At 67.6% G+C, this 23,148-nt stretch carries 17 protein-coding genes; 6 read left to right on the top strand and 11 right to left on the bottom strand.

Features of this window, described 5'->3' with window-relative positions; translation table 11 throughout:
* Positions 1-211 precede the first annotated feature (211 nt).
* On the bottom strand, positions 212-916 hold the full coding sequence (locus ACYP5B_RS51420; protein ID WP_459575216.1) for a LysR family substrate-binding domain-containing protein: 705 nt from the start codon (positions 914-916) through the stop codon (positions 212-214).
* A 126-nt stretch (positions 917-1,042) separates the two neighbouring features.
* Between ACYP5B_RS51420 and ACYP5B_RS51415 the strand changes: the two genes are divergently transcribed.
* Positions 1,043-2,410, top strand: a complete 1,368-nt coding sequence (locus ACYP5B_RS51415) for a nucleobase:cation symporter-2 family protein (RefSeq protein ID WP_459575214.1) — start codon at positions 1,043-1,045, stop codon at positions 2,408-2,410.
* A 12-nt stretch (positions 2,411-2,422) separates the two neighbouring features.
* Here the strand turns inward: ACYP5B_RS51415 and ACYP5B_RS51410 are convergent, their stop codons facing one another.
* Positions 2,423-3,592, bottom strand: coding sequence for an HPP family protein (locus ACYP5B_RS51410; RefSeq protein ID WP_459575212.1), 1,170 nt, complete (start codon positions 3,590-3,592; stop codon positions 2,423-2,425).
* Positions 3,593-3,772: 180 nt separating this feature from the next.
* On the opposite strand from ACYP5B_RS51410, the gene ACYP5B_RS51405 reads away from it, so the two are divergent.
* Entirely contained in the window at positions 3,773-5,512 is a 1,740-nt protein-coding gene (locus tag ACYP5B_RS51405) for a chloride channel protein (protein WP_459575210.1), read from the top strand.
* 15 nt (positions 5,513-5,527) lie between these two features.
* Here ACYP5B_RS51405 and ACYP5B_RS51400 read toward each other — a convergent pair whose 3' ends face one another.
* Positions 5,528-5,950, bottom strand: a complete 423-nt coding sequence (locus ACYP5B_RS51400; protein ID WP_006160263.1) for an Lrp/AsnC family transcriptional regulator — start codon at positions 5,948-5,950, stop codon at positions 5,528-5,530.
* A 204-nt stretch (positions 5,951-6,154) separates the two neighbouring features.
* On the opposite strand from ACYP5B_RS51400, the gene ACYP5B_RS51395 reads away from it, so the two are divergent.
* Together ACYP5B_RS51395 and ACYP5B_RS51390 are read left to right on the top strand one after the other, a co-directional pair.
* Positions 6,155-7,054 (top strand): dimethylarginine dimethylaminohydrolase family protein, encoded by a 900-nt coding sequence (locus ACYP5B_RS51395; protein WP_400098853.1) that lies wholly within the window; start codon positions 6,155-6,157, stop codon positions 7,052-7,054.
* A gap of 70 nt (positions 7,055-7,124) precedes the next feature.
* Positions 7,125-8,201 (top strand): ornithine cyclodeaminase, encoded by a 1,077-nt coding sequence (locus ACYP5B_RS51390; RefSeq protein ID WP_459575208.1) that lies wholly within the window; start codon positions 7,125-7,127, stop codon positions 8,199-8,201.
* Between the two features lie 186 nt (positions 8,202-8,387).
* On the opposite strand, the gene ACYP5B_RS51385 is transcribed toward ACYP5B_RS51390, so the two are convergent.
* The 7 genes from ACYP5B_RS51385 to ACYP5B_RS51355 all read right to left on the bottom strand — a co-directional run bounded on the left by ACYP5B_RS51385 (position 8,388) and on the right by ACYP5B_RS51355 (position 20,361).
* Positions 8,388-8,990 (bottom strand): helix-turn-helix domain-containing protein, encoded by a 603-nt coding sequence (locus ACYP5B_RS51385; protein ID WP_174426228.1) that lies wholly within the window; start codon positions 8,988-8,990, stop codon positions 8,388-8,390.
* A 602-nt stretch (positions 8,991-9,592) separates the two neighbouring features.
* A complete protein-coding gene (locus ACYP5B_RS51380) occupies positions 9,593-10,615 on the bottom strand; it encodes a glycosyltransferase family 2 protein (RefSeq protein WP_400098849.1) in 1,023 nt (340 codons plus the stop codon).
* Complete coding sequence (locus ACYP5B_RS51375) at positions 10,596-11,162, bottom strand: LbetaH domain-containing protein (protein ID WP_459575206.1); 567 nt, start codon at positions 11,160-11,162, stop codon at positions 10,596-10,598. Before ACYP5B_RS51375 ends, ACYP5B_RS51380 begins: the two co-directional genes overlap by 20 nt.
* Positions 11,163-11,583: 421 nt before the next feature.
* Entirely contained in the window at positions 11,584-12,945 is a 1,362-nt protein-coding gene (locus tag ACYP5B_RS51370; RefSeq protein WP_267605742.1) for a sigma-54-dependent transcriptional regulator, read from the bottom strand.
* The gene (locus ACYP5B_RS51365) at positions 12,935-14,851 is read right to left on the bottom strand and encodes a sensor histidine kinase (protein ID WP_400098845.1); all 1,917 of its coding nucleotides are present in this window, start codon (positions 14,849-14,851) and stop codon (positions 12,935-12,937) included. Before ACYP5B_RS51365 ends, ACYP5B_RS51370 begins: the two co-directional genes overlap by 11 nt.
* Before the next feature lie 260 nt (positions 14,852-15,111).
* The gene (locus ACYP5B_RS51360; protein WP_174426224.1) at positions 15,112-16,422 is read right to left on the bottom strand and encodes a dicarboxylate/amino acid:cation symporter; all 1,311 of its coding nucleotides are present in this window, start codon (positions 16,420-16,422) and stop codon (positions 15,112-15,114) included.
* A gap of 555 nt (positions 16,423-16,977) precedes the next feature.
* Complete coding sequence (locus ACYP5B_RS51355) at positions 16,978-20,361, bottom strand: diguanylate cyclase (RefSeq protein WP_459575203.1); 3,384 nt, start codon at positions 20,359-20,361, stop codon at positions 16,978-16,980.
* Between the two features lie 397 nt (positions 20,362-20,758).
* On the opposite strand from ACYP5B_RS51355, the gene ACYP5B_RS51350 reads away from it, so the two are divergent.
* Positions 20,759-21,172 carry a nuclear transport factor 2 family protein gene (locus ACYP5B_RS51350; RefSeq protein WP_459575201.1) on the top strand — a complete coding sequence of 138 codons (414 nt, stop codon included), beginning with the start codon at positions 20,759-20,761 and terminating at the stop codon, positions 21,170-21,172.
* 26 nt (positions 21,173-21,198) lie between these two features.
* Here the strand turns inward: ACYP5B_RS51350 and ACYP5B_RS51345 are convergent, their stop codons facing one another.
* Positions 21,199-22,332, bottom strand: a complete 1,134-nt coding sequence (locus ACYP5B_RS51345) for an acyltransferase family protein (protein WP_459575199.1) — start codon at positions 22,330-22,332, stop codon at positions 21,199-21,201.
* 250 nt (positions 22,333-22,582) lie between these two features.
* Here ACYP5B_RS51345 and ACYP5B_RS51340 point away from each other — a divergent pair, with 250 nt between their 5' ends.
* Entirely contained in the window at positions 22,583-23,041 is a 459-nt protein-coding gene (locus tag ACYP5B_RS51340) for a (2Fe-2S)-binding protein (protein WP_150988428.1), read from the top strand.
* Positions 23,042-23,148: the final 107 nt, after the last annotated feature.

Below are 23,148 nucleotides of genomic sequence, written 5' to 3'. Positions count from 1 at the left end.
TCGCAACGTAGCGGGTTGGTTACCGCTTTGCCTGGTCAACCCGAGCTTGTTCAGTTGCCTTTGCAAGCTCCGGCCTTTAGGCCGGGGTAGTTGACCGGGCTGGACTGCCGGTGTGACGTGGACGGCGACAATATATAGGAAAACCCGTAGGCCGCCGGAGGCGGGCCGTTTTGAGACGGCTGTGATGCTGCATTGCGGGATGCCTGGCGCGCTATGTGCTTCGCAGCCCTTCCCCGAACGTCTCACGATGCCATACCTCGGTGACATCTTCCAGCAGCGCGAGAAAGCGGTCCAGCGCGGGCAGGCCGTGGTCGCGCCGTACGGTGGCGTAAAGGTCCGCGGCCAGCCCCGGCTCGTCCAGCGTGACGAAGGCCACATCCTCCCGCGGCGCGCCTGAAAGCGAGCGCGGTAGCGCGCTCACCCCCACGCCTGCGCCCACCAGGCTCAGCACTGTCTGTGGATCCACCGACTCGTGCAGCACGCGCGGCTGGAAGCCATTGCGCACGCAGGCGGCCAGCAGGTTGCGGATCACCGGGCTTTGCGTATTAAGCAGCACAAACGGCTCCGCCGCCAGCGCCTTCAGCCGGATCCGGCCGCTCGCCGCCAGTGCATGGCCGGCCGGCAACGCGGCCATCAGCGGCTGCGGATAGACCCGGATCGAGCGCAACTCCTCCCGCTCGGTGGCGCTGGACGCAAAGCCCACATCGATCTGGCCGCGCGCCAGCGCCTCGCCCTGCTGGTCGGGCAGCATCTCGTGCAAGGTCCATTCCACCGCCGGATTGCGCTCCTGGAACAGCCGCATGGTACGTGGCAGGGGGCCATACATCACCGAATTGATGATGCCGATGCGCAGGTAGCCCTCCAGCCCGTCGGCCACGCGCAGCACCATTTTCCGGGTCGAGTCCAGGTCGGCCACGATGTCGCGCGCCCGGGTCAGCAGCGCCTCGCCCGCCCGGGCATGGGCTCACCCGAAAGTCCGAAGGATCCGCATTCCCATAGATGTCGCGTGATCTCACGTAACGGCACAAGAGGAGACAACCCCATGAACACCCAAGACCTGACCGGCGACAGGCCGGCCGCAGTCGACCAGGTGCCCGCCCCCGGGCCGCTGGTGATGCTGGGCTTCCAGCACGTGCTGGTGATGTATGTCGGCGCCATCGCGGTGCCGATGATCATTGCCAGCGCGCTCAAGCTGCCGAAGGAGGCGGTGGCGGTCCTGATCAACGCCGACCTCTTCACCTGCGGCATCGCCACCATCCTGCAGGCCGCCGGCTTCTGGCGCTTTGGCGTGCGCATGCCGGTGATGCAGGGCGTGGCCTTCAGCGCCATTCCGCCGATCCTTGTCATCGCCACGAACCCGGCGCTCGGCTTGCCGGCGGTGATCGGCGCGGTGATGGCGGGCGGCGTGATCACCATGCTGCTGGCGCCGGTGTTCGGCAAGCTGCTGCGCTTCTTCCCGCCCATCGTCGGCGGGTCCATCGTCATGGTGGTGGGGCTGTCGCTATTCCCGGTGGGCGTGAACTGGGTGGGCGGCGGACGCGGCGCGGCGGATTTCGGCGCGCCGCATAACCTGGCGCTGGCGGGCTTCGTGTTCGCGTTGATCCTGGCCATCAACAAATGGCTCAAGGGATTCTGGTCCAACGTCTCCGTGCTGCTGGCGCTGGCGGCCGGCATGCTGGTGGCGATCCCCTTTGGCATGGTGGATTTCCATGGCGTTGCCGAGGCGCCAATGCTCGACGTGATCCATCCCTTCTATTTCGGCTGGCCGGTGTTCGATGTGGTGGCCACGCTCACCATCGTGGTGGTGATGATCATCATCATGATCGAGTCGATGGGTTTGTTCCTGGCGATTGGCGATGTCGTGAACAAGCCGCTGAGTGCGGGCGAGATGACGGATGGCCTGCGGGCCAATGGCCTGGCCAGCGTGATCGGTGGGGCGCTCAACGGCTTTCCGTACACCATCTACAGCCAGAACATCGGCCTGCTGGTGGTGACGGGCGTCAAGAGCCGCTGGGTCGTGGTGGCAGCCGGCGTGATCCTGTGCGCGCTGGGCTTGTTTCCCAAGCTGGCCACGGTAGTCGCTTCCATTCCTCTGCCGGCGCTGGGCGGGGCAGGGCTGTTCATGTTCGGGGTGGTCACCGCAGCGGGCGTGCGCACGCTGGCGCGGGTGGATTTCGAGGGCACGCGGCATAACGTGTATATCGTTGCCGCTACGCTGGCGATCTCGCTGCTGCCCGCGTTCTCGGGCACGCTGTTCAACCAATTGCCGGGCTGGTTGCAGCCCATCATGCACAGCAGCATCTTGCTGGCTTGCGTGATGTCGGTAGCATTGAACCTGCTGTTCAACGGCATTCCGCGCGTCGATGCCCATGCGGTGCCGGCGGCGGGCGGGTTGCAGCCGAGCCGCTAGCGCCCGCACCGTTCAGCTTGCCGGCTGCTTGGCGGGTTCCACTTTTGCCGGCGGGCCTTGTTCGAGCAGCGCGGCGATCAGGTCCGATTGCGTGACGATGCCCAGCAGCCGCTGCTGGGCATCCACCACCGGCACCTGATGCAGGCCGCCATCGGAAAACGCCCGCGCCAGTTCCACCATGGGCTGCTCCGCCTTGGCCGTGGCCATCCCGGTGTGCATCAGGTCCCCGGCAGTGCCAACTCGCACCTGCCCCGCGGCGTCGCCCCGCGCGGCAAGAAGATCCGCCAAACCAAGCATGCCAAGCAGCCGCCGCTGCCCATCCACCACCGGCAAAGCCTGGATCCCATGCTTAAGCAACAAGGCCCGCGCCTCCACGCCACTTTGCCCGGGCTGCACCGTCACCACGTCCCGCGACATGATGTCCCCGCACCGCACATCGCCAAAGCGCCGGCGATACGCCCGCAGCTGCGCGGCCACCAGGATGTCTTCAAGGTCGTCTTCCTCGATATCCAGGAATTCGCCGCGGGCCTTCAGCACCTCGTCCAGATCGCTGCGGTTGAAACCCACCCGCTCGCTCGGCAGCGGATCGGCGGTGCGGTGCGGGTTGGCGTGCTCGACGGGGCGGTGCGGATAGCGCCGGCGCATCAGGTTGTTGAACAGCAGCGCCACCAGCAACAACAACATCGAGTTGACCGCGACCGGCATCACCACGAAGCCAAAGCCAAGCTGGGTCACGGCGTGGCCGCCGAAGACCGCGGTAATCGCCACCGCGCCGCTGGGCGGGTGCACGCAGCGCAGCTGGAACATGGCGACGATGGCCAGCGCCACGGCGACCGAGGCGGCCAGCCCAGGCTCGGGGATCCAGCGCGCGCAGGCCACGCCGATCAGCGCCGCCACCAGGTTGCCGCCAATGATGGACCACGGCTGCGCCAGCGGGCTCGCCGGCACGGCGAACAGCAGCACTGCGGAGGCGCCCATCGGGGCAATGAACCAGGGGTTGAAGCCACCGAGCAGGTGACGGCTGATCCATTCGGTGATCAGCAGGCCCAGCAGCGCGCCAATGCAGCTCTTGATGCGTTCGCGGCGGCCGGCGGTGATGGGAGTGGGGGCAAACGCGCGCAGCCACGCACGTGCCCGGCCTGGCGGGAAGTCGGCTAAGGAGGGGGCCTGGGATGGCGGCATGGGTCTTCTTGTTCGGGTTGTGCGGGAAATGCGTGCAATAGCGCACCTGGATCGACTTGGGATCGTGCTCTGGAATCCAGCGCGCAAATATATCATGACGTGATACATTCCGTTTTCCGCGGACCATGTTCGTCCCGCAATCCGCGCCACGTCCTTCGCCACATTTGCCCAATCCTCACCATGCACTTTGAAAAACGCGACTACGCCGTCGACCGCCGGCTGCTCCTGCTGGCCGCGCTGGCGCCGCTCATCGGGGCGATCAGCACGGCGGCTGCCGTGCTGCTGCTAAACCTGATCCGGTTCTTCACCAACCTCTTTTTCTATCAGACGCTGTCGCTGGCGGAGCGCTCGCCGGCGCAGCATGCGCTGGGGGCATGGGTGATCGCCGTGCCGGTGGCGGGTGGCTTGCTGGTGGGCCTGATGGCGCGCTATGGCAGCGACAAGATCCGTGGCCACGGCATCCCGGAGGCCATCGAGGCCGTGCTGTTCGGCAAAAGCAAGATGTCGCCCCGGGTGGCGGTGCTCAAGCCGCTGTCGTCCGGCATCGTGATCGGCAGCGGCGGGCCGTTTGGCGCGGAGGGCCCGATCATCATGACCGGCGGCTCGATCGCCTCGTTGCTTGCGCAGTACCTGCATCTCACCGCGGCCGAGCGCAAGACGCTGCTGGTGGCGGGCGCGTGCGCCGGCATGACGGCGATCTTCGGCACGCCGGTGGCGGCGGTGCTGCTGGCGGTGGAGCTGTTGCTGTTCGAGCTGCGCCCGCGCAGCCTGCTGCCGGTGGCGCTGGCTTGCGCCGTAGCCGGCTTCCTGCGCACGATGGTGTTCGAGCCCGGTCCCTTGTTTGCGCTGCACACCGCGCCGGCAAGCACCATGGCGCTGGGCTCGTGCATGGTTGCCGGCCTGCTTTGCGGCATGCTGGGCGCCGCGCTGACGCTGGCGCTCTATCGCACCGAGGACCAGTTCTCCAGGCTCAAGTTGCACTGGATGTGGTGGCCGGCAATCGGCGGGCTGGTGGTTGGCATCGGCGGGTACTTCGAGCCGCGCGCGCTGGGAGTGGGCTATGACGTGATCGCGGACCTGTTGCACAACCGCATGGCGATTGGCGTGGCGGTGGCGCTGCTGACGGTCAAGGCCATTATCTGGGTTGCCGCGCTGGGGTCAGGCACCTCGGGTGGCGTGCTGGCCCCGTTGCTGATGCTGGGCGCGGGCCTTGGCGTGGCGCTCGCGCCGTGGCTGCCCGGCGCCTCGCCGGAGTTGTGGGCGCTGGTGTGCATGGCGGGCGTGTTGGGCAGCGTGCTTGGCGCGCCACTGACCGCCATCGTCTTTGCCTTCGGCCTGACGCATGACAGCAACGCATTGCTGCCGCTGCTGCTGACCGTGGCGGTGGCGCACGGCTTCACGGTGCTGACCATGAAACGCTCGATCATGACCGAGAAGATCGCGCGCCGCGGCCTGCATATCTATCGCGAGTATGGCGTGGATCCGCTCGAGCGCCAGCACGTGGCGGATTTGATGACGACGGCCGTGGTGAGCGTGGACGGCGAGCAGCCGGTCCACGTCTTGTGGGCCAGGCACTTTGGCGAGCAGGCACCGCATCGCGGCTATCCCGTGGTGTGCGCAGAGCGTGTGGTCGGCATGCTGGAGCGCAATGCGCTGCGCGGGCGGGAGGCATCGATGGAAGCCGGCCGCGCGCTGATGGCGCCGCTGCAGCCGCACCAGGTGCTGCTGCCGGCGCAGACCGCGCGCATCGCGGCGGGCCGCATGGCGGAGCTCGGCGTCAGCCGGCTGCCGGTGGTGGCCGACCTGGATTCCATGCGGCTGGTCGGCGTGGTCTCGCTGCGCGACCTGCTGCGCCCCAGCGGCCACGTGCTGCACGAGGAAACCCGGCGCGAACGGCTGCGCGGCGCTGCCGCAGCGTAAGCGCAACCGCGCCGCTCAAAGCTTGTAGCTCGACAGCAGGATGCTGGTCTCCGTGGCGGCAATGCCGTCGATCAGCCGGATGCGGTCCAGCGTGCGGTCGAACGCCTCCAGCGAATCCGCGCGCAGCTCGGCAATGATGTCCCAGCGCCCGTTGGTGGTGTGCATGGCCTGCACATTGGGCTCGCCGCGCAGCGCCTGCAGCACCGCGCGCGCCTTGTTGCCTTCCACCGCGATGGTCATCCAGGCGCGGATGCGGTGCGCCTCGGCTTCGGGCTTCAGCCGCACCGTGTAGCCCACGATCAGTCCTTCCTTTTCCAGCTTGTCGATGCGGTTCTGCACGGTGGCGCGCGAGACGCGCAGCGCCTTGGCCAGAGCGGTGGCCGGCGTGCGCGCGTTGTCGCGCAGCAGGGCAAGCAACTGGCGGTCGGTGTCGTCCATGGTGGTTCCTGTGGGCGGGCGAGGGGGTGCTTTTGCCTGCACGATCGTCGTGGCTGGCGATTCGCCAATTTTAGCTGGCGTTTTGCAATACGGTACAGGCAAATTGCGCAACTTGCTGGCTTTTAGTTAGCGCGGCAGTGCACCAGAATGCAGGCATCCCAGGGCATTCACTGACCCCGTCACCCACCACCTAAAGGAGCCAGCGTGATCAACCAGCCCACCATCCTGCTTGTCGAGCCCACCCACTACGACGTGTCGTACAGCATCAACCCGTGGATGGACCCCGGCCTCTGGGCTAGCGACCCGCGCGGCATGCATCGCAACGCGGTGGCATCCTTCGAATCCCTGCATGCTGCCTTGCAGGCAGCTGGCTTCGCGGTGGAAACCGCACCCGGTGCCCCGGGCCTGCCCGACATGGTGTTCCCCGCCAATGCCGCCGTGGTGCTGGATGGCCACGCCGTGCTGGCACGCTTTCGCTATCCGCAACGGGCCGGCGAGGAAGCGCCTTTTGCGCGCATCTTCGAGGGCCTGCGCGAGCGCGGCCTGATCGACTCCGTCAGCCTGCTGCCGGAAGGCTGCTACCAGGAGGGCGCTGGCGACTGCATCTGGGATGCCGTGCGCGGCCACTTCTGGGCCGGCTTCGGCCCGCGCTCTTCGCGTGCAGCGGCCGAAGCCATGGCGAGCCATTTCGGCCGCGAGGTGGTGGCGCTGGAGCTCGCCACGGCGCAGAGCTATCACCTCGACGTGTGCTTCTGCCCGCTGTCCGGCGGCGAGATCCTCTACTACCCGCCCGCCTTTACGCAGGACGCCCTGCGCACCTTGCGCGAGCGCGTGCCGGCCAGCCTGCGCATCGAGGCGAGCGAGGATGATCTGCGCCACTTCAGCGTCAATGCGGTCAACCTGCATGACCAGGTGGTGATGACGCGCACCACGCCGCACCTGCGCGCCGAACTGGGCCTGCGCGGCTACCAGTTGCGCGAGGTGGACTTGTCGCCGTACATGCTGTCCGGCGGCGGCGCCTACTGCATGACGCTGCGCCTGGACCGCACCAGCGGGCCGGCCCAGGGGATCGTCGCGGCCGATGGCGCCGCGGTGGCGGCGTGAGATGGGCCGGCCGGGCAAGAACTAGAACCGAGGCAAACAGAGACAAGTAACGCCAATCAGGGAGAACACCATGAAGGAGATCGCCATGACCCGCTTTCTGGACGCCGCCGATGTGGCGGCGCTGGTGCGCGCCACGGGCGTCGCCAACGCCATCGCGCAGATGGCGCATCATATCCGCCAGGATTTTGTGCGCTGGGATGCATTCGATAAATCCGCGCGGCTGGCCACGCACTCCGTCGACGGCGTGATCGAGCTGATGCCGGTGAGCGACGGCGTGCAATACGCATTCAAGTACGTCAACGGCCATCCGCGCAATGGGCAGAACGCCATGCCGACGGTGATGGCCTTTGGCGTGCTGGCGGAAGTGGAGAGCGGCTTCCCGCTGCTGCTGTGCGACCTCACGCTCGCCACCGCGTTGCGCACTGCCGCCACGTCGGCGCTGGCCGCGCAGGTGTTGGCGCGGCCTGGCGCCGCCACGCTGGCGCTGATCGGCAACGGCGCGCAGGCTGAGTTCCAGGCGCTGGCCTTCCATGCCATGGTGGGCATCCGGGAGATCCGCGCCTACGACATCGATCCGGCCGCAACCGCGCGGCTCGCGTACAACCTGGCAGGCGTGCAGGGGCTGAAGGTGGTGGCGGCGGACTCCGTGCGCGCAGCAGTGCAGGGTGCCGACATCATCAGCACCGTGACCGCCGACAAGACGCGGGCCACCATCCTCACGCCTGACCTGGTCGCCCCCGGCGTGCATATCAATGCGGTAGGCGGCGATTGCCCGGGCAAGACCGAACTGCACCCGGATATCCTGCGCCAGGCGCGCATCGTGGTCGAGTACGCGCCGCAGACGCGCATCGAAGGCGAGATCCAGCAATTGCCGCCGGATACGCCGGTGACGGAGTTGTGGGAGATTTTCTCCGGCCGGGCGGCCGGGCGCACCGAAACGGGGCAGGTCACGGTGTTCGACTCGGTGGGGTTTGCGCTGGAGGATTACTCCGCGCTGCGCTGGCTCCATGCCGCGGCCCACGCGCAGCATCGCGGCAGCCACGTGGAACTGGTGGCGACGCCGCCGGATCCGCGCAATCTCTATGGCTGGATGATGGACGCCGGGGTGCCGCAGCCCGTGCGCGAGCCGCTCGCGGCGCTGGCCTGAAACGGTGGCAGATGCAACAACGCCGCAGTCGTGCGGGTCACGAGACTGCGGCGTTGTGGTGTGCGGTTTATAGCGAGTGCCACGCCCACGGGTAACGGGCAAGGCAGGCCGGGCGGCCGGGTGACGGCCGGGCAGATAGCTGCCGGTGAAACGTCCTGGATAGGGTCTTGGCGATGTGCCGGGTGATCAGCCGGCTGCGCCTCGGGTCATCATCAGTTGCGCGCGCAGGAAGCCTTTGACTTCTTCCAGCGAGGGCGTCTTCAGGAACACCATGATGCCCCATTGCTGTAGCGCATCGGCCACGCCGTCATAGGCCTGGCGGTTGGTGATCACGGCGAAGATGACGTTCTGGCGCGCAAAGAAGTTTTGCAGCTTCTCGATGGTGGCCGACTCGGCGTCAGAGAGTTCTTCCACGTAGTACAGCACCACTCGCGGATGCGAGCTGACCGAAGTAATGATGGTATCCACCACGTCCTCCACCACCACGCTTTTCAGGGGCAAGCCCCATTTGCCCAGTTGCGCGTGGATGCGTTGGGCTTCCTGATGGTTCGGGTGGAACACCACCAGGTCGAGTTCATGCACAGAAGGAAGCTCCTGCCCCACGCGCGTGGCCAGCAGGCGATGCACGGTCTCCTTATGTATGCGTCGGTGGCCACCGTTGGTCTTCCAGGCACCGAGTTCGCCGCGTTCCACCATCTTCTGCACAGTGCCTAATGACACATTGAGCAGCTTCGCGGCGGTACGCGTACTGTAGTAAGGCTTTTCAGCCAGTTCTGAATCCAGTTTCATCCGTTCACCCGTTAACTAAACACACCGCACTGCGAGAGAAGCAGCAGTGACAGCGCGAGCCTTCCGCGCTGGTTTGGGCTTGGCAACGCAAGACAAACGCCCGCAATGAAGTCGTTTGCATGCTGGCACCGTTAAGCCTCCTGCATGGCCTGCCCTCGCTGTTTGGGGGCGGCGGGAGCGAAGGTGCTCCCGCGGTCATGCAATGGCGTGATCTATGTCACTGATGCCTTCTTCTCCCGATGGAAGAATGCCAGCCTCGAATCATATGCGGTATCGAACATAAGCAGCCAGTCGGCGTGCCAAATATTTCGAAATCGCATCGAACGCTCCCACTTCTGTGTTTAAACGCATATTGCCGCGTTTTGGCAGACACGGGTGAGCGGGAATTTATAGCGAACATTGCATACATCCGAAGCGCTTTTGCCGGGCTGCCAGCGTATCGCGCGGCCCCTATATCCAGGACTGCCGCGGGCGCAGCGGGTTCCCGGAGATGGCAGGCATTGGCGTTAAGCCAGCCCGTTGGAACATATGGCACACATGGCCGCGCGGCCACTTCGCCTCATCAATGACAAATATGGCGTAGGCAGCAATTTCGCGTGCCGTCAGGGATTTCGCCCACCTGCCACCGCCACGGTTTGCCTGGCCGATGCGACTGGCATGTTGCCGAGCTCCGCGTCGCCATCTGTTGCCATCCCCGTCATCGGGAGGGTTTGGCGCACGGGTGCCGTCGCGCTTTCCGGGCACACGGACTCCGGGTCCGGCGCGGGCAGCGTCATGGACATCTCCAGTTCGCGCGTCTTGATCACGATGAAGTATTCGTAGATCGACTGCAGCACGGCGTAGGTGAGACCCGCCCGCCCGTCGAGGAAGCCGCGCTTGCCCAGGTACAGGATCGCGAACTTGACGAGGGGGCGCATCGGCAGGCGGAAGAACAACGCTTTCTGGTGCGCGCGGCGCCGGTGGAAATCCGTCGCGAACAGGGCTTCGGCCAGGCTGAACGCTGCCTTGCCGCGCCGGTTCTCGATGATCTGCATCGCCTCCAGCCCGCTGTAGTTGTTGTGGCGCGTGATCCAGTGGGTTACGCCTTTGCTGAAAGGGTAGTGGTCGAGGTAGCCGGTCACCTCGCCGGCCGGGCCATCGGGGATCGATACAGGGTTTACCAGGCGCTCGTAGCGCATGCGTTCCGGCCGGAACAAACGCAGGTAGAAGGGGGATGTCTGTACATGGCGCAGCCAGGTGTCGAGGAAAAAGTCGCGCCGCTGCACCCGGAACGCGACCTCGTCGCGCGCCGCGCGCACCGCGGCCTGGGCTTGCGCCACGAGCTCAGGCGTCATGCGCTCGTCGGCATCGATGTAGAACACCCAGGGATGGCGAAAGCCGATGTGCTGCAGGCCCCAGTTCTGGTGGCTGGCCCAGTTGTCGAAGACGCGCTGCGTGACATGCGCGCCAAAGCGCTGCGCGATCGCCACCGTGGCGTCGGTGCTCATCGAGTCATACACATGGATGTCGTCCGACCATGCCACGCTTTGCAGGCAGCCTGGCAGGTCCTGCTCCTCGTTGCGGGTCAGGATCAGCACGGAGATGCCCGGCGCTTGCACGGGCTGGCTAGGCTGAGGACTTGGCATGTCTGACTCTCGTGCTGATGGCGCGGGCCGGGACGCCCGCGTAGACGGTCCATGGCGTGCGCAGGCTCTTGCTGACCACCGCGCGCGGCGCGATCACCGCGCCCTCGGCCAGCGTCACACCCGGTGAGACAAAGGCTTCGGCGCAGATCCACACGTGCGCCGCGAGCACGATGGGATGGGCTACCAGCTGGAAGTTGGCGCTGTTGTAGTCGTGCGTGCCGGTGCACAGGTGCGCGCCCTGCGAGACCACGCAGAAATCGCCGATGTCGATCGGCGCCATGTTGTACAGCGTGACGCCATCGGCCACGCCGACATGGCCGCCCACGCGCAGGTTCCACGGCGCCCAGATCTTCACGCCCGGATAGATATGCACATGCGGGCCAAGCTGCGCCCCGAACAACCTCAACAGCGCCGAGCGCCACGCATGCAGCGGGCGCGGGCTTGGCCGGAACAGGCATAACCAGACCCAGAGCCAGAGCTGGCGCTGAATCCGGTTGCCCAGCGAAAACGAAGCCCCGGTTGTCGGGTCGTTTCCTTGAAGGATCATGGTCGGTCCGCTCCTGCTGGTTGGCGGCTTCTCGATACACGGCACGGCAAGGCCCGGCAGCCATGGAGGCGACCACGGTGCGGGCCAGCACCGCGGTCGCCGAACCCGGCCGAAGCCAGGCTTTGTCCCGCACCGGCCGCGCCAGGCACGGCAAGGTGCAAAGCGCGCGGGAAGGGGTGAAGCCATAGTGGCGCGGCGTGCGCGCCGCTTCGGTGCGGCACCTCACACAACGAAAAGACGAAGCGCAAGGAAGCGGGAAGGACGGGGGAGCGCGGACGGAGGAGGAGGGAGGAGGAGGGAGGCGGAGGGAGGCGGAGGGAGGCGGAGCTGCGGTTGATGCTGCAAGGAAAGCGGCAACGCAAGCTGCGGTCAAGCCATTGCAGTTCAGCCGGTGGCAGCCAGAGCCGCCACCAGGCAAATCTCAAAGCCTGTATTTCCTGACTTTATCGAACAAGGTCGTCTTGGCAATCCCCAGCGCCTCGCTGGCCCGGCTGAGGTTGCCCTCATGCCTGCGCATGGCATCGGCAATCATGGCCCGCTCGAATTGCTCGACGGCCTGCGCCAGCGGCAGCGCCGCCGGCTCGGCGGTGCCTTGCCCGGGATTGCACCCCAGCCCCAGCACATGGCGCTCAGCCAGGTTGCGCAGCTCGCGCACATTGCCCGGCCACGGATAGGCCATCAGCGCAGCGAGCTCCGCCGGCGTGGCAGGCTGCGCCTCGCGCTCGAAGCGCAGCGCCGCCTGCGCGACAAAATGCTCGAACAGCGGCGGCACGTCTTCGCGCCGCTCGCGCAGCGGCGGCAGCTCCAGCGTCACCACGTTGAGCCGGTAGTACAGGTCGGCGCGGAACTGGCCGGCCGCGGAGAGCGCCTTCAGGTCCGCCTTGGTGGCCGCAACCACGCGGGTATTGACCGGCACCGGCGTATTGGAGCCAAGCCGCTCCACCACGCGCTCCTGCAGCACCCGCAGCAGCTTGATCTGCATCTGCATCGGCATGCTCTCGATCTCGTCGAGGAACAGCGTGCCGCCCTCGGCGTGCTCGATCTTGCCGATGCGCCGCCGCGCCGCGCCGGTGAACGAGCCGGCCTCATGGCCAAAGATCTCGCTTTCGAACAGCTGTTCGGGCAGGCCGCCGCAGTTGATCGGCACGAAGTGCCGCGCGCGGCGGGAGCTCGCTTCGTGCAGGCAGCGGGCGACCAGTTCCTTGCCGGTGCCGGTCTCGCCGTGTATGAGGACGTTGGCAGCGGTGTCGGCCAGGTCGGCGATCAGCTTGCGCAGCCGCTCGATGGATGGCGAATGGCCGATCAGGCGCGCCTGCAAGGTGTCGCGCCCGGCCAGCTTCCTGCGCAGCTCGGCCACTTCCAGCACCAGCCGGCGTTTCTCAAGCGCGCGCTGCGTGACCTCGACCAGGCGCTCCGGCGAGAACGGCTTTTCCAGGAAGTGGTAGGCGCCGGCCTTCATGGCCTGCACGGCCAGGCTGACATCGCCGTGGCCCGTGACCATCACCACCGGCAGCGCGTCGTCGCGCGCCCGCAGCTCATGCAGCAGCGCCATGCCGTCGATGCCGGGCAGGCGGATGTCGCTCACCACCACGCCGGGGAAATGGCTGCCGACTTCGCGCAGCGCGGCTTCGGCGCTGGCCACGGCGCGCGTGGCAATGCCTTCGAGCCGCAGCGCTTGCTCGCAACCCAGGCGCACGTCGGGGTCGTCCTCGACGATCAGCACGGTCAGCCGCGCAGGGTCGATCGCGTCCGCGGAATCGGCATGGTTCGGGTCAATTGCCATGGCGGCTCTCCTGCTCAAGCCTGGCCAGCGGCAGCACCAGCGTGAAGCACGCGCCGCCGTCGGGGTGGTTGCTGGCCTCCAGGCTGCCGCCGACCTCATCCAGGATGCCGGCCGACAGCGTCAGGCCCAGGCCTAGTCCCTGTCCTGCCGGCTTGGTGGTGAAGAACGGCTCGAACAGCCGCGCGAAGGCTTCCTCGGACAGCCCGGGGCCGTTGTCGCGGATGGTCAGGCGCAGCTTGCTGCCCGCCAGGTGGCTGCGCAGCTCCAGCCGGGGCTCAGGGCTGCCGGCCAGCGCGTCGAGCGCGTTGCCGACCAGGTTGACCAGCACCTGCTCCAGCCGGTTGGGATCGCACGTCACCACCAGGTCCGGCTCGATCTGCCGGACCAGTGCCGGGCGTACCGCCTGCAGGCGCGTATCGAGCAGGAACAGGGCGTTGTCGATCGCATCGTCCAGCGGCGCCAGGCGGCCGGCGTTGCTGCCATTGCCAGGCTTGCGCGCGAATGACTTGAGCGCGCCGGTGATGCGCCCCATGCGCTCCACCAGCCCGATGATGGTGCCGAGGTTGGCCTGCGCGGTGGCGTTGTCGCCGCGCTCGAGGAATTTCTGGGTATTGCCCGAGAGCGTGCGCAGGGCCGCCAGGGGCTGGTTGAGCTCGTGGGCGATGCCGGTGGACATCTGGCCTACCGCGGCCAGCTTGCCGGCCTGCAGCAGGCCATCCTGGGCCTGGCGCAGGGTCGCTTCGGTGCGGATGCGTTCGGCGACTTCCGCCTGCAAGTGCTGGTTGGCGGCGGACAGGTCGGCGGTGCGCTCCGCGACCTTGCGCTCCAGTTCGCCGTTGGCGGCCTCCAGCGCGGCGCGTGCGGCCATGCGCTCGCTGGCGATGCGCCGGCGCACGTTCCAGGCCGCCGCCAGCAGCAACAGGAAGGCGGTCAGCACGCCGGCCAGCGCGGCGGTGCTGAGTGCAGCCACGCGGGCCTGCGAGGTATTGGTGAGCAGCGTCAGCTGCCAGTCGGTGCCGACCAGCTCGGCGTTCTGCGCCAGCATGGGCGGGCCGCGCCGCAGGCGGACCAGGGCGTCGCTGTCGGACAGCTTGCGCACCGGCGTGAGCTCCAGCTGCGGGAGCGCGGCGCGATTGTATTGCAGGTTGCGTTGCAGCCGCTCGCGCAGCTCGGGGGGCAGCGGCTTGAGCGCGGCCAGTTTCAGGGACGGGTCGGAGGCCAGGATCACCACGCCGTTCTCGTCCGTCAGCAGCATCTGGGTATCGGCGCCCTGCCAGCGGTTTTCCAGGGGCTCCAGCCCCACCTTGACGACCGCCACGCCGCTTGGCTTGTGGCGATCGCCCAGCGGCGCCGAGAGGTAGTAGCCGGGCTCGCTGCGGGTGGTGCCCACCCCATAGAAGCGTCCCAGCTGGCCGTCCGCCGCGTCGCTGAAGTAGGGGCGGAAGCTCAGGTCTTCGCCCAGGTAGCTGTCGGGGCGCTGCCAGTTGCTGGTGGCAAGCACGCGGCCACGGGCATCGAGCACGAACACCACGCGGGTGCCGGCGCGGGCATTGACTGCGGCGAGGTACTGGTTGGCCGCCTCGACGCGCGCCGGATCGTCCGGATGCGCCAGCATGGCGGCAATCTTGTCATCCAGCGAGAGCAGGCTGGGCACGTAGTCATAGCGCGCCAGCTCGCTCGACAGGGCCTGGCCGTACAGGCGCAGCTGCACCTGGCCGCGTTCGCCCTGGCGCGCCAGCGCGTTGTCGTAGCTATAGCGGTAGCCCATGGCGCCAGCCAGCCCGATCAGCGCAGCCAGTGCCAGCATGGCCACGAGGGGCACCCACGGGCGCAGGCGGGCGGCGCGAGCGGAGGTGTCGTGCGGGGCACCTTGCGGGGTGGCGTGTGAAGGGAGCGGGCCGGTCATGGGAGCGGGCGGAATGCGCAAAAAGCGAAGGCGAAAGAACTCGGTCGCGGGCAGCGAGCCCGACTGGTTAAGACTGGAGGCGCCAGCAAAAGTGCATCGTGCGGAGCGGTAAGCGTGGCGTGGGTGTGCCAATGTGCACATTGCGCAATGGCGGCGCCCGCGGCGACCCCGTCTTTTACCACATCGCGGTTTTCCGGCCCCCGGAAAGAAAAAAGGCCCGGCCACCTGATCGGTGGCCGGGCCTTGGCGCGCTGGCAGTGTTATTTGCCGGCCAGGACCTGAACGGGTGTCAGGCCGCGGTTGCCGTCGGCAGCGGGGTCATCCGCTTCTTCGGGCACCGGCGCGCCGATGGCGCCTTCGCTTTTGGCGACGACGGTTGTGGCAATGGCATTGCCAAGCACATTGGTAACGGTACGGCCCATGTCCAGCACATGGTCGATGCCCAGCACCAGCAGGATGCCCGCCTCGGGCAGGCCGAACATCGGCAGCACCGCGGCCACCACCACCAGCGAGGCACGCGGCACGCCGGCAATGCCCTTGCTGGTGACCAGCAGCACCAGCAGCATGGTCACCTGCTGCGAGAGCGACAGGTGGATGCCGTACACCTGCGCCACGAACAGCGCGGCGAAGGACGTGTACATGATCGAGCCGTCCAGGTTGAACGAGTAGCCCAGCGGCAGCACGAAGCCCGTGATGCGTTCCTTGACGCCAAAGCGGCCGAGCTGCTCGATCACCTTGGGGTAAGCCGATTCGCTGCTGGCGGTGGCGAAACCGATCATCAGCGGGGCGCGCACCATCTTGAGCAGGCGGAACACATCGCGGCCGAGGAAGAAGTAGCCACCGGCGATCAGCGCCACCCACAGCAGCGCCAGCGACAGGTAGACGGCGCCCAGCAGCTTCGCGTACACGACCAGCACGCCCAGGCCCTCGGCGGTGATCACCGCGGCGACCGCGCCGAACACGCCGACCGGCGCAAAGGCCATCACGTAGTTGGTGATCTTCAGCATCACGTGCGACAGGCCTTCGATGCCGGCCAGCACGGGTTTGCCGATGCCGTCCTTGAGCGTGCCCAGCGCAAAGCCGAAGAACAACGAGAACACCACGATCTGCAGGATCTCATTGGTGGCCATGGCTTCCACGAAGCTCTTGGGGAACATGTGCGCGATGAAATCGCGCAGGTTCAGCGCCCCGGTCTTCAGGTTGGAGGCCGCGTCCGCCGCCGGCAGCGCCAGGTTCATGCCTTCGCCCGGGCGCAGCAGATTGGCCATCAACAGGCCCAGCAGCAGCGAGGTGATGGACGCGGCGATGAACCATGCCATCGCCTTCATGCCGATGCGGCCAACGGCCTTGCCGTCGCCCATGCTGGCGATGCCACCAACCAGGGTGGCGAACACCAGCGGCCCGATGATCATCTTGATCATGCGCAGGAACACGTCGGTCAGGATGGACAGGTGGTCGGCGATGGACTTGGCGGCGGCGGGGTCCGGCGCGTAGTGGTGGGCGGCCGTGCCGGCCAGCACGCCAAGCAGCATCGCAATGAAAATCAGGGTGGGCAGTCGGTTCAGTTTCATCAGAAGTCGGGCCGATGCGCCCGGCCAATGGCCGGACGGCTGTTTTGCGGGGGCTGGCTGGCAGCCTTCTGGCGTGGCGCTGCCGTCGTGGGGACAGCGCCATGCGGCCTCAGCCGGGAAAATCAGTGCCTGTTCAAATGCCTGTTCAATGCCGAACGGGCGTGGGCAGCGTGTGCCCGGCGCCCACCGGTGTGGTGGGCAAGGTCGGCAAGGCGGGGTCGATCATTGTTTCCTCCATTGTTTTGGGTCCGGGCCGGCACGGGGGGAGCCAACCGTCGACCTGTATGGCCGCTTGGGCCGGCGCATACATTGCACGAGGCGTGCCAGGCCACGGGCCGTGCCGATGCCGCCTAAGCCACTGAAAAACAAGGGGAAATTAATGTGCGCCCGGCGCACGGTTCGGATTTCCGTGCGAGCGGGGCGGTATGGCGTTCGGATTTCCGAACGGGTGGCGGGGCTAAAAGCGGAGCTGGCGCCCGTACGGGCGCCGGCGTGTGATGCAAGGGACATGTCGCGGTCGGCGCGTGCTGCCGCCAGCCGCTCACGTCAGGTGACTTAAGCGTTGCCCACCGGCTGGATTGGGCAACTCTCCAGGAACAGTTCCAGCGGCATCGGCCGCCCGATCACATAGCCCTGGGCATAGTCCACGCCGATCGAGCGCAAGGCCTGCAGCGTTTCCTCGTCCTCCACGGACTCGGCCACGGTCAGCATGCCCAGGCGATGGCCGATATCGTTGATCGAGCTGACGATCTCGCGGTCCACCGCGTTGCCGGCCAGGTGCCGGATAAAGCTCCCGTCGATCTTGAGATAGTCCACCGGGAACTGCTTGAGATAGGAGAACGACGACAAGCCGGCCCCGAAATCGTCCAGCGCCACGGTGCAGCCAGCGCTGCGCATTTCGGTCACCAGGCGATTGGCCGCCGCCATGTTGTTGATCAGCGCGGTCTCGGTGATCTCCAGCTGGATGCGGCTGGCGGGCAGCACGGACTCGTGCAGCTCGGCGTGCAGGAACGGCAGCAGGAACGGCTCGCCCAGCGAATTGGCCGACAAGTTGATGGCGACCGTGAGATCGGGCACCGCGGTCAGGCGCGCGCCGAATTCGTGCAGCACATGGTGGATCACCCAGCGGTCCACGTGGCCCATCAGGTCATAGCGCTCGGCGGCGGGGATGAACGCGCCCGGCATCACCAGCTTGCCTTGCTCATCGACCATGCGCACCAGGATCTCGATATGGCGGCCGGCCTGGTTGTGCTTCTGCAGCGCGCGGATCTCCTGGGCGAACAGGCGGAAGCGGTTCGCGTCCAGCGCCGAGTGGATGCCGGCGGCAACCTGCAGCTCCTGGTGGTGGCGCTGGGCATCGCTTTCGTCGCGCCGGTACACCGAGACACGGCTGCGCCCGGCCGCCTTGGCGGCGTAGCAGGCTACGTCGGCGCGGCTCATCAGCTCGCCCATCGGCGGCGTTTCGTGGTCGATGGCGGTAATGCCGATGCTCGCGCCCACATCGTAGACCCGACCTTCCCATGGGAAGCGCTGGCCGCGGATGGCATCGATGATCTTCTGGCATACGCGCTCGGCCTGGTCCACCGTGCAGTCCTTGAGCAGCAGCGCGAATTCGTCGCCGCCCAGGCGGGCGAGCAGGTCGTCCGGCCGCACGTGGTAGCGGATCACGTGGCCGAGCTCGCGCAGCAGTACGTCGCCCGCGGCATGCCCGGCCGTGTCGTTGACGATCTTGAACCGGTCCAGGTCGATGAAGCACAGCGCGTGATGCTGCTGCTGCAGGCGCGCGGCCTCGCAGGCCTCGCGCAGCCGCTTCTCGAACCAGATGCGGTTGGGCAGGCCGGTGAGCGCATCGTGCGAGGCCGAGTGGGCCAGCTCGCGCTGCAGCGCGCGGGCGCTGGTGATGTCCTGGAACACCAGCACCGCCCCGATGACCTCGCCGCTGGCCGTGCGCACCGGCGCGGCGGAGTCCTGCACGTCATGGCGGTCGCCGGTCAGGCTTTGCAGCACCGCGCCGTCCTGGAGGTAGACCGGGCGCAAGGTCAGCAGGCACTGTTCCACCGGGCTGGGGATCGGCGCGTTGGTATGCTCGTCGACGATGCGGAAGATGGATTCGAGCGGCTGGCCGGCGGCCGCCTGCATGGTCCAGCCGGTGAGCTGCTCGGCGATCGGGTTCATGAAGGTCACGCCCATGGTGGCGTCGGTGCAGATCACCGCGTCGCCGATGGAGCGCAGCGTGATGTGCAGGCGTTCCTTCTCCTCGAACAGCGCCTCGGTGAGGCGGCGCTGCTCGGTGATGTCCCAGTTGGTGCCGATCATGGACACCGCGGTGTCATCGTCCTGGCGCAGCACCATCGCCATGGCGCGGATGTGGCGCACCTCGCCGCCGGGGCGCTGGATGCGGTATTCGGTGTCGAAGGCGCGCATGCCGCGCACCGCGTCGCGCATCTCGGTGCTTGCCTGCTCGACATCCTCGGGATGCACCATGGCCGTCCAGCGCTTGATGTCCGGCGCGCCCAGGGCAGGATCGACGCCGTGCAGCGCGTGCATGCGCGCGTCCCACTCGATCGCGCCGCTGGCAATGTCCCACTCCCAGATGCCCACGCCGCCGGCCTCAACAGCCAGCTGGGTCCGGCGCGACAGCGCCTCGAGCTTGTCCAGCGCGGTCTTGCGCTCGTCGATGTCCTCCACCTGGGAGATGAAATGCAGCGGCTTGCCCGTGTTCTCGTCGCGCACCAGGGAGACGGCCAGCAAGGTCCAGCGATAGCTGCCGTCCTTGTGGCGGAAACGCTTTTCTATCCGGTACGACTCGATCTCGCCGGCCAGCAGGCGCTCGACCTGGTGCAGGTCGGGAGCGAGATCGTCCGGGTGGGTGATGGTCGGGAAGGGCAGCTCCGCCAGCTCGGCGGCGTCAAAGCCGAACAGGTCGCAGATGGCGCGGTTGACCTGCAGCCAGTTGCCGTCCAGCCCCACCAGCGCCATGCCGATGGCCGAGTGCTCCATGGCCTGGCGAAAGCGCCGCTCGCTGGCGCGCAGCTCGCTGCGGTCGCGCCGGTTCTGCTCGAGCAGGAAGGCGATGCAGATCGGGAACACCATGATCAGCGCGGTCGACAACTGCACCGACTGCAGCAGGAACGGCTCGTTCGCGCCCAGGCCGAGCGATGCGGTGACCAGCCCCAGCGCCACCGTGCCGCAGATAGCCAGCAGCGTCAGCAGGGCAGTGGCAAAGGGGTTGGTCAGCAGCGCCGCCAGCACCAGCGGCAGCGCCATCACCACGAACGGCTCGTTGCTCTTAAATAGCGCCACGCCGCCCACCGCCAGGCTCAGCAAGAGCAGGCCGGCAAAACGGGGCAGCTGCGCGCGGCGGAAGGTATCCGCGAAACGCTCGCGCGTGACCGATACCATCAGCGGCAGCAACATGACGATGCCCATCGAGTCCGCCGTCCACCAGGTCCACCAGACCGCGCCAAAGCCGCTGTGGTACGCGGTGCTGATGGCGGCGGCGCCGATGGTGGCGCCCACCGCCGGCCCCAGCGTGCTGGCCGCGCCCAGCGTCAGCGCAAAGCGCGCCAGCGGTCCCGGGCGGGATAGCGTGGCGCCGCTGGTCATGGCGCGCACCAGCCACGCCGAGAAGGCAATCTCGGCGACGTTGCCCAGCGCCAGTGCCAGCGCAATGGCGGGCGTATCGCCCATGGCCGCGTTGGCCGCCACGCCCGCCACCAGCATCCCGGCCAGCTGCCAGGGCGCATCGCCGCTGCGCTGGTGCAGCAAGATGCCGATGCCGAAAGCATTGGCCAGCCAGAGCATGGCCACGTTGCCCGGGTAGCGCGACACGGCCAGACCGGCCAGGGCCAGCAGGAAGAAGGCAATGGCGCATAGCGACACGCGCTGCCAGCGCGGGCAGGTGATGGGCAAGGGGCGGACATCCAAGTCTGGTGTCATGTGGCGTCAGCCTGAAGCTGCGTTCTCGAAATTGGGGCGATGGGCGGGCGTTGCGGCAAGTTGCACGCGCGGCCCAGCTTAATGGATCAATATAGCGGCGATATGCCGGAAGCACGAGGCGATAAGCCCAGGTCTGCTCCCGCTGTTCAGACTAGCGCCGGGCGCCGTTTTGGGGTATGAGGGCCGGTGGCGGACCGGAACCGGTACCGGCGCCGGCGCTCTGTCATCCAAGTCCAACAGGCGTTTCGGGCATTGCCCCGCTGATGAGGGGTATTGGCGCAGCGGCCCTTGGGCGGGCGATGATGACGCGACGGCGATTACCTCGCGCGTAATCGCGCGCAGCGCTGCGCGCACCGATGATACGGACAGCTTCCTCACTCACCCCAAGGAGAAGACCATGTCCGAATCGGATCGCACCGCTGCCCGCGCCAACCTCGCCGCCACCGATCTTGCCGCCCTGGCGGATCGCTATCTCGCGGCCTGGAACGAAACCGACGCGGCTCGTCGCCGCGCGCTGATCGTCAGCACCTGGACCGAGTCCGCCAGCTACGTCGATCCGCTCATGCGCGGCGACGGCCACGCCGGGATCGACGCCATGATCGCCGCCGTCCAGGCGCGCTTTCCGGGTTTGCGCTTTTCGCGCGCGACGCCGGTCGACGCGCATGGCGGCAACCTGCGCTTTACCTGGGAGCTGGCGCCCGCGGGCGCGGCTGCCGTGGTGGTCGGCACCGACTTCGCGACCGTGGCGGCAGACGGCCGGCTGCAAAGCATGACAGGCTTTATCGACCGCGCGCCGCAAGGCATGGCCTGAGGTCGCCCGGGTGCCCGGGCGGCCGCTCACGCGCCCGTCCGGGCGCGGCGCGCGGTGAAGCGCGCGGCCACGCGCCTGCCCGTGGCCATGGCCGGCACCTCCACCCAGCGATGCAGCAGCATGGCAAGGCCAAGCGCCAGCGCGGCATCGATGGCGAAGCGCGCCAGCTGCAAGCCCATTTGCCCGGGCGCCAGCTCCGGCATCATCCGCTTGACCGCTTCGATCACCAACGGATGCGTCAGGTAGAGCGCGTACGACAGCTCGCCCAGCCACACCAGCGCTCGCGGCACGCGCAGCACGCCGGCATGCTCGGCCGCCACCGCGCCGAACAGCAGCACGCCAGCCGGCAAGCCGCGCCCGGCCAGGCTGAACTCAGGCTCCACCAGCCACAGCGAGGCGGCGAAGCCGCCCACGCCGGCCACGAGCAAGGCCATCGCCACGCCGCGCGTGAGCCGGTGGCGCGTGCGCGCATAGAGCCAGGCCAGCGCGCAGCCGAGCGCGAACTCCAGCACCAGCGGATTGGCAATCATCGACACCCACGCCGATGCGAACGGGTAGACGTGCGTCGGATCCGGGTTCACCGCGCCGAAGCGCCACCAGGGCAGCACCAGCGTGGTGCCTGCCAGCGCCGCCGCCACCACCAGCAGCGCGCGCTGCCGCGCCACCAGCAGGCCGAGCGCGCAGATCGCGTAGAAGGCCATTTCGTAATTGAGCGACCAGCCCACGTACAGCGCTGGGTAGCCGAAGTAAGGCGCCTCCTGCTGCGCGACGGGCAGGAAGGCGAGCGAGCTGGCGAACACCGCGAGGCTGACCGGGTTGAGCGTGAGCGCATGCAGCGCCGACATGACCCAGTACGGCGGCACCAGCCGGAAGACGCGGCGGATCGAGAAGGCCAGCGCCGTCTCGGGCTCGGGGCGCGCCAGCACCGCCACCCACGCGATGATGAATCCGCTGATGACGAAGAACACGTCCACGCCGACATGGCCGCGCTTGATCACGTGTTCGGTGACCCATGCCAGCAGCGGCAACCGCTCGCCGTCCAGGCGCAGCCCGGAGTGGTAGACCAGCACATAGGCGGCGGCCAGCCCGCGCAGCGCCTGGATGCTGTCGAGTGTGGCGGGCGCGGCATATGGCGAGCGGGTAGCGCAAGGTGCGGGCACGAGTCCGGATGCAGGGTGGCTGGCAGTCGATAACAAACAGACCGCCGCGCCGGGCGCGAAGTTCGCCAGCCCGGTGCACGGTACCGCACGCGACTGTCCTTTTTGCACTATGCTCAGAAAGTTTTACGGCGTGCGTACCGCGGCTGGGGCGCGCGCCGCTGACCGGCCGCCGGCGGCGCGGCGCAGCGGATCGAACCGCTGCGCCATGCCGGGGGCGGACCAGGGCAAACAGACCCAAGGAGCTTCCCCCATGACCACGCTAGATATCAACGGCAAGCCGTTGCAGGTAGACGTTGATCCTTCCACGCCCCTGCTGTGGGCGTTACGCGACAGCCTTGGCATGACCGGCACCAAGTTCGGCTGCGGCATGGCCGCATGCGGCGCGTGCACCGTGCATGTGAACGGCCAGGCCACGCGCAGTTGCGTCACGCCGGTCTCGGCGGCGCAAGGCGCGCGCATCACCACTATCGAAGGCGTCACCGGCGACAAGGTTGGCCGCGCGGTGCTCGACGCCTGGATCAAGCACGATGTGGCGCAGTGCGGCTATTGCCAGAACGGCCAGGTGATGAGCGCCGTCGGGCTGTTGCGCAGCAAAAAGCACCCAAGCGATGCCGACATCGACCAGGCCATGGCCGGCAACCTGTGCCGCTGCGGCACCTACCAGCGCATCCGCGCGGCCATCAAGGACGCGGCGCGCGCGCTGGCTTAAGGGGACGACACCATGCGAATCAGATACCTTGAAGCGCTCGCCGGCGGCAATCGCCGGCACGCGGACTCCGGCGGCGTCGCCGCGCTGGACCGCCGCAGTTTTCTCAA

The sequence above is a fragment of the Cupriavidus sp. 8B genome, from assembly GCF_054589115.1.
This window is presented reverse-complemented; position numbering and strand designations above follow the sequence as displayed.